Raw genomic sequence first — 7,302 nt, 5'->3', positions numbered from 1 at the left:
CATCAATACCCTCGCGCCGCTGCAACTGGCAGATCGCCACCCCAGGCAGCTCAGCGTAGCAGGCCCATTCACGCTCGCTGGTGATGACGAAATCGAGGTCGAACTCGCGGATCAGGCCCATGCAATGCGCGCGGGCGGCATCGTCGATGCCGGCAAAGGCTTCGTCGAGCAGCACCAGGCGGGGCGCGAAGGCGTAGCTGGCCTGGCTGTAGAAGCTCGACACGGCGGCGAACAGCGGTACCGTAAGGCCGAGCGCGCGTTCGCCGCTCGAGGCCGGGCCGGAGAGCGGACGCCACTGCCCGTCCTGCCAGCGCTGGACGCGGAAGCGGTGCCAGCGCCGGTAGTCGAGCGCCTGGGCGAGTTGCTCGAGCAGGCTGCCGCCGACCGCGTCGGCCTTCAGGCGCTCGGCGGTGATGCGCTGGTGCAGCATCTCGCCGACCACCCGCCGGTCCTCGGCCGACCATAGGTCGGTGCTGGTATTGAGCAGGCGCTTGCGGGCGGCCTCCAGGCCCACCGGTGCGCCTTCGCCGCCTTCGGGAAGCGGTTGCCACAAGAGGCGGAACTTGACGCCGGTGGAGGTCGGGCGCTTGGAGAGCTCCTTGTTGATCGCATCGACCTGCCGCTCGGCCGCCTGCAGGAGCCGCTGGATCTCCGCGGCGATTTCGGCCTGGAGGTGGTTTTCGAGCAGGGTGCGCTCGCGCGCCGTCAACAGCTCGCGGCGCTGGGCGATCTCGGCGTCGAGCCGGGCGGTGAGCTGGTCGGGGCGCTCCGGACGGTTCTGGTAGATGACGCTGACGACCATGCCGTAGTCACTGGTGTCGGCCTGGGCCTGCTGGCCGAGCGCAGTGAGGGCGCGCCCGAGCTCGCCGTAGTCGTGGGAGATCTGGCTCTGGATGCGCGTCCAGGCCTCGTCATCGTCCGCCACCTGGGCAAGGGCCTGCTCGGTGCGGCGGGCCAGCGCGAGCGCCGGCTCGATCGTCCACGGTGCGCGCAGGTCGGGCAGTTCGGCCTCGGGCAGCGCGGCGGACAGCAGGCCGGTGGCGGCAAAGCCCTGCAGCTGGATGATGGCGTGTTGGCGGGTAGCGGCGCGTTCCTGCAGGGTGGTGTCGGCGTCCTGTACCTTCTGCTCGCCGCGGGCGCGTGCCTCGCCGGCGTTGCGCAGGGCTTCGCCTTCGGCCTTCAAGTGGCGCTCACCGTCGCTCACAGCAGTGCGCGCCTCGCGCAGCCGCGCCTGAAGCTCATCGACCCGGGCGCCGATCGATTCGCGCAAGGTGGCGAGGCGCACCCGCGCCTCCTCGGCCTGCCGGCGGCGCTCGGCGAGCTGTTCGGCACGCTGGCGCGCGTCGGCCTCGGCTTCGCGTGTCCGCTCTTGCTGGCGGGTCAGTTCGGCCGCCGCCAGGCGAAGTTCGTGCACCAGCTGGAAGAGCCCGTGCAGGGTCTCACCGAAGTGCAGCAGTGCGGCGCCGACGGCTTCCAGCGCCGCAGCACCGGTGGGCAGGTGCAGGTCGGCCGCGTCGGCTGCCAGCGCATCGCGGCGGCTCTGCAAGGCGTCGATGGCCGCGCGCAGCTGCCGATCGGCTGCCTCGAGCCGGTTTCGCGCAGTCTGGAACTCGCGCTCGCCGGCCGCGGCGTCGGCGTGGGCGGCACGCAAACTGTCGTCGGACGGTGCTCCCTGCCACTCGGCGGCCGCCCGTGCCTGCCGCCGCGCGAGCTCGGCCAGCGCCTCGTCGATCCGGCGTGATGCTTCAGCGATCTCGCGCAGCCGAAAGTCGATCTCGCTGATCCGTCGCGCACGCGCGGCGGCGCGGGCCGCGTAGCCGATGTAGGTGGCCTGCGGTTTGGCCCACGCGCCGGCCAGGGCGCCGAGGCGAAAGCGACCGTCGGGCGCAAGCCAGCCTTCGGACTGGCCGTCGTCGTGGGCGGAGCAGGCGATGCCTTCGAGCAGGCGCATCAGCAGCGCGGGATCGACGGCGGGCGTTGGGGAGCCGGCGGATGGGGTGAGCCACCCGGCGAGCGAGGCACTCTGGCGCGGTCGTTCGAGCCACTGGGTGTCGTGCAGGGGCGGCGCGCCGTCGGCCGCCTGCAACCGGCCATCCGGAGTGACCCAGGCGTCGAGGAGTCCGGCCGCCTCGAGCGCGGCTTCGAGACCGGCACGGTGGGCGGTGTCGACGTGCTCGCGAAAATCGACCAGCTGCCACAGCGGCGCACCGGCACGTTGCCGTCTGGTCTCGGTGCCGCGTGTATAAGGCGGCGGCGGGGTGGCGTCTTCGCCCTGTGTGAGTCGCTCGTGCTCGGCGCGCAGCGTCGCCTGCTCGTCGTGCAGGGCTTTCTGTGCAGCGAGGTGCTCGGCGCGCTGCTGCGCCAGGTCGTCGGCAGCGCGCTGCTGGGCCGACGACAAGGCGGCACGGGCCGGGTTGTCACCTTGCAGGTTGGCGACCCACGCGGTCAGCGCGGGCAGCGGCGGTTCGTCCACCTGCAGCACCTGCAGGTTCGCGAAGTGCTCCTGCCAAGCCTCGACGACGCGGCTGCCTTCGGTCTCTACCGCGGTATCGGCCGCGCTGCGGCGGGCGGCGGCCGCTTCGACTTCGTCCTGTCGTTCGTCACGGGCCTGTTGCCGGCTGGTGTGGGTGGCCTCAGCCTGCGCCACCTCGCTGACGCGCCGCTGCACGAGGGCGAGCTGTTCGCGGCGAACGAGCATTGCCTGGCGCAGCTCATTGCGGGCGGTGTCGAGGGACAGGTCGCCGAGTGTTGCCAATTCGGCGGCCGGAAGCGCCGCCAGCGCGTTGGCTCGCCACGGCTCGCCAATGCCGCTGGCCAGTGCCGCCGCGTCGACGCCCTCGCGCGCGGTGGCGAGGGCCTCTTCGGCCTGTGTCCGGCGCGCGCCGCGTTCGTCGAGTGCCCGCTGTTCGCGTTCGAGGCGGACGGTTGCCTCGGCGTTCATGCGCGTCGCGTCGGCGAGGTCGGCGGCCCGCGCCTCGGCGTCGCGTTCGGCCTGGTTCAGGCGATTCGCGTCCTTCATTGCCGGGTCGGACTGCAACTGGTCGAGCCGCGTGCGGCCGGCGAGCAATGCGGCTTCGGCGGCATCGAGGCGGCCTTTCGCCTGCGCCTCGGCGTGCTGCGCGGTTTGCAACTCGGTGCGGGCCTCGTTCAGATTGCGGCTGGCGGCGTCATAGCCGCTCTGTGCGCTGCGCAGCCCGCGGGCCTGGCGCCGCGCGTTGATCGCGGCGTAACGCTGGTAGCGCTGGTTAAACTGGCCGACGGCCTTCGCCAGCGCTTCGTAACCCTGCAACTCGCGGCGGTATTCCTCGAGTTGGTTGAGCGCCTCGGCGACGTCGGTCAGTAGCTCCGCCGATAGCGGTGGCAGCGCCTCGGTCAGCGCGTTCGATAGGTTGCCTTCGTCGGGTCTCTTGGATAGTTGCGGCTGGCGCAACTGGACCAGTGTGTCCATCAGGGCCGCATAACGGACGGCGCCGAGCTGGAACAGGCGCTCGTCGACCGCGCGGCGGTAGGCGGTGGCGTTGTAGAACACCTGGCCGTGATCGTCCAGGGCTTCCTTCAGCCGCTCGCGGGTGAGGACGCTGCGCGCCGGGCTGGTGAGCCACAGGTCTTCGCCGATGCGGCGCTTTTCGAGGACGAAGTACCACGGATCAACCTGTGCCCGCGCGGCGACCGCCGAGAGTCCGCAGCCCAGCGTCAGATAGTCGGGCGCACCATCGTCGGCGATGCGGCCGAACTCGATCCAGGCATAGCCGATGCGGCGGTCGAGCTTGCCGAGCAGCAGGTTCCAGGCCATCTTCTTGCCGGCGTCGCCATCGGGCTCGATGCGTGAGGGTTTGAGTTGGGCATCGAACAGGAAGGGCAGGGTGAGCGACAGCACCTTGGACTTGCCGGTGCCGTTGTTGCCACGCAGCAGCAGGTGGCCATCACGGAACCAGAATTCCTCGCTGTCGTAGTGGAACAGCTCGACAAGGCCGAGGCGCAGGGGTTGCCACCGGACCCGAGTCGGTTGCGGGAGTGCAGGGCGAGCGTCGGTAGCCGGGAGATCGGACGGCGTGTCTAGCAGGGTATCGAGTGTGTCCACGGGGCTGGGTCTCAGTCGAACAGGGTGCCGGTAGAAGCGGACGGCGCGGGCCTGAGCTCGGTCTCGCCGACGGCAAAACGCGCCAGCGCCGGCAGGGGCAGAACGCCGGTGCCCGCGCGTTCGACCAGTTGAAGGCGCTGCAGGCGATCGAGCGCGATCGCCGCCAACTCGTGTTCCGAGCCGGCTTCGCGCGCGGACTTGCGCCAGAACTTGCCGAAGCGCTGGCGTGCGTCGGCGATGAATGCGGCGACATCGTCGGTGTTTGTGCCGCCGTTCGTGGGCGCCGTCAGGAATTCGGCCACCAGCAGGGTGACATGCGCTTCGGTGCCTTCGGCCGGCATCGCCACGTCGGTCAGCTCGCCGTCCTCGTCGGTCAGGGCCAGACCCTCGGAGCGCTGTTCGGCGACCAGCCCGGTGGCGTCGCACAGCCGGGTGGCCATGGTGCCGCGCTGGTTCATGAAATAGGCGCGCTGGTCGGCGTCGAGGCGGTCGAGGTAGATCACCGGGTCGTCGAGCAGGCGGCGCGCCAGATGGTGGCGTAGCGCCGTGCGCCGGCCCTCGTCGCTGTCCGGCACCGGCTCCGCCCCCAGCGCGGCGAGCCGTGCCTCGAGCGTGGCCGGAGCTTCGTCCGCGGGCCACGTGGACGGCCCGCGCGACGCCGCGAGTACGCCGGCGAGGACCCGCCGCTGCACGTCGTAGAGCGCGTCATGGAGTCCGTCCGAGCCTTCGCCGCCGCCGTGTACGAAGCCCTCCTCGTCGCCGGCCACGCGATGCAGGACGCCGAGTTCGAGCAGCGTGCGGCACACTGCGACCAGCTCCCGCCGCTCGTGCTGCGCCTGGAGCGTGAAGCTGAAGCCGAGGGCGGCCAGCGCCGGGTCCGCAGCGAGGGTGAGCAGCCGGTCGCCGAGCACGCGTAGCGTGATCTGCGGGTCGGCACGCTCCAGCACCGCGCAGGCCAAGCAAAGCAACACATAGCGGCGGCGCTCGTAGCTGGGCAGCCCGCGGCTGGCGTCGCTCACATCGGCCGGACGTTTGTACAGGCGCGCCGCATCGCGTTCGATGTGCAGGGGCCAACCGGTCTCGCGGACGAACCATTCGCGCAATGCATCGGCGTGGCGGCGCACGGTAGCGAACTCCGCGTGTGCCGGCGTCATCAGTGGAGCCATCAACAGGGCGCGCAGCGCGGTGGTGAACTCCTCGCGTTGGTGGAGGGCCTGCTGCAGGCCGATCGCGGTGCTGTCGGTTGTCATCAGGGCGCTTGTGTGGCGGTAATCGTGATGCGGTGGTCGCGGCCGGCAAAGACGCCGGCATCGGTGATGACTTCGGCCCGCGTGTGCGCTTCCAGCGGCTCGAGGCGAATGCGTAGCAGGCCGTCGCCGGTCTGACGTTCAACCACGTCTTCGGGCGAGGATTGCGCGGTCAGCGCCTCACCGAGCAGCGACAGGAATAGCGCGAAGGCGTGCGGATCGAGGTGGCCGAGCTCCGACAGGCGCGTCGTTCGACCGGTCGCCAGGCGCGCCCGCGCGGCTTCGACTTGCAGGTGTTCCTCATGCAGCTGGCGCGCGAGCAGGGCGCGTTCCTCGCTGCGCTCGCGTACCTTGGGCAAAGGGCCCCGCGGGGCGGCTTCGCCGTACTCGCGCAGGCGCGGATGGATGCGTAGCGGTGGCGCCTCGGCCCACGGCGTGGTGGCCGGCAGCTCATGGCCGGTGCCCGGGTTCAGCGAGAAGTGACGGGCCGGATTGAGGGCGAAGGCGGCGCGCCCCAGGCGGTGCGCGTCGTCGTCGCTGCCACAGCTCGCGAACCAGCCGGCGAGCACGCGGAAGTCGGCAGAGCGATCGCTGCGCCCGCTGCGCCGCTCATTGAGCGCCGCGACCGCGGCCAGCAGCTGTGGAATCGCCGCGCGCGCCTTCGAGCGCAGCACCTCGGCCTGCGGCGGTTCATGATGGGTGCTGACGAACCAGCCGCGCAGACCGCCCCAGCGTTCGCGCCAGGCCTGCTGGCGCTGCGCCAGCGCGTCGGCCTGCGCTTGGTTGTCGCCGGGCGCGGCGTCGCGTACTTCGCGCTGTGCGGCCGCCCACAGCAGCGGATCGATGCGCGGATGCAGCGAGGCGATGTGCTGCGCGATCACGCCGGAGCGTCCGACGAGGTCGCCGATGAAGCGTTCGAGGTAGTCGATCAGCCGTTGCTTGTAGGCCAGCACCGCGGCGGCATCTGCCTGTTGCAGCTCGATGCTGCGCGCCATGCCGGCCATGAAGGCCTGGGCGTTGTCGGCCAGGCCCTCGAATACGCGCACCAGATCGCGCAGGGTTTCGTGCAGTTTTGCAGCATCGGGCGTGGGCGCATCGGCCAGCGCGAGCAGGGTCTTGAGCCGGCTGGCGATGTCTTCGAGCGCGACCGTCTGCAACTCGGCACGCCGACCGAGCGCTTCGGCGAAGGCAGTGAGAGCCGTCTCGACGGCTTCGCCGCCATGGGACAGGCGGTAGAGGAAGCGGGCGCGGTAGAAGTCGCTGATGCTCGCCACACGCGCGGTATCGGGTTGCGCCTCGAGGTTGCCCCACTCGGCGAGTTGGGCGAGTGCGGTGTGGACCTCCTCGAGCTTCGGTACGCCGTTGATCCAGCGGGCTTCGGCCAGCACCTCGTCGGGACGCATGTGGAGCTTGAACTGGCGCTTTGCCGCGGCGAAGCTCGCCATGATGCTTCGGTAGATGCCGGCCTTGTCCGCGCTGACGTGTCGGAACAGGTCGGCCGATGTGTCCGAAAATGGCATGGGTTGGATTCTGGGGGTTTTCTTCGTCCGACGTTGGCAACAATGCGAGCGGTTGTCGAGTATATGCGTTTGCGTTACAGGACTAAAACCTGGAAGCCCCTTGCGAAAGTCCCAAAATGGGACTAAAGTGCTGCCGATGCGAGTGATAGCCGTCTCCACCCTTCGAGACTTCTGGAAACTTCATCCGGACGCCGAGCAGCCTTTGAAGGCTTGGTTTGAGGAAGTGACCAAAGCGTCCTGGACTCAGCCATCAGACATCAAGGCGCAGTACGGCAGCGCCAGCATCCTCAAGAACCGGCGTGTCGTTTTCAACATCAAGGGCAACGACTATCGGTTGATCGTGGCCATCGCCTACAGGCTGCAGATCGTCTACGTGAAATTCGTCGGTACCCACAAGGAATACGACGAAGTGGACGCAGAAACCGTTGAAATGATCTGAGTGACCATGGAGAAC

Annotated in this window: 4 protein-coding genes; 1 reads left to right on the top strand and 3 read right to left on the bottom strand. The window is 69.7% G+C overall.

Annotation, left to right across the window (positions count from 1 at the left end):
- The 3 genes from ACNKW1_RS12065 to ACNKW1_RS12055 all read right to left on the bottom strand — a co-directional run.
- Positions 1-4,081: TIGR02680 family protein (locus tag ACNKW1_RS12065; RefSeq protein WP_418364839.1), on the bottom strand; the 4,081-nt coding region annotated here is incomplete at its 3' end.
- Between the two features lie 11 nt (positions 4,082-4,092).
- The gene (locus ACNKW1_RS12060; RefSeq protein ID WP_418364838.1) at positions 4,093-5,331 is read right to left on the bottom strand and encodes a TIGR02678 family protein; all 1,239 of its coding nucleotides are present in this window, start codon (positions 5,329-5,331) and stop codon (positions 4,093-4,095) included.
- Positions 5,331-6,848, bottom strand: a complete 1,518-nt coding sequence (locus ACNKW1_RS12055) for a TIGR02677 family protein (RefSeq protein WP_418364837.1) — start codon at positions 6,846-6,848, stop codon at positions 5,331-5,333. The genes ACNKW1_RS12060 and ACNKW1_RS12055 overlap by 1 nt, the downstream gene beginning before the upstream one ends.
- A 100-nt stretch (positions 6,849-6,948) precedes the next feature.
- Here ACNKW1_RS12055 and ACNKW1_RS12050 point away from each other — a divergent pair, with 100 nt between their 5' ends.
- The gene (locus tag ACNKW1_RS12050; RefSeq protein WP_418364836.1) at positions 6,949-7,287 is read left to right on the top strand and encodes a type II toxin-antitoxin system HigB family toxin; all 339 of its coding nucleotides are present in this window, start codon (positions 6,949-6,951) and stop codon (positions 7,285-7,287) included.
- Positions 7,288-7,302: the final 15 nt, after the last annotated feature.

The organism is Thauera sp. WH-2 (assembly GCF_048321015.1).
Lineage (GTDB): Bacteria > Pseudomonadota > Gammaproteobacteria > Burkholderiales > Rhodocyclaceae > Thauera.
Note: the sequence above shows the minus strand (reverse complement) of the source record. Positions and strands in the feature narration are given on the sequence as shown.

Bases quoted from the DNA above. Each gene is read 5' to 3' on its own strand.
- ACNKW1_RS12055 (WP_418364837.1), bottom strand. From the start codon at position 6,848: ATGCCATTTTCGGACACATCGGCCGACCTGTTCCGACACGTCAGCGCG.
- ACNKW1_RS12060 (WP_418364838.1), bottom strand. From the start codon at position 5,331: ATGACAACCGACAGCACCGCGATCGGCCTGCAGCAGGCCCTCCACCAA.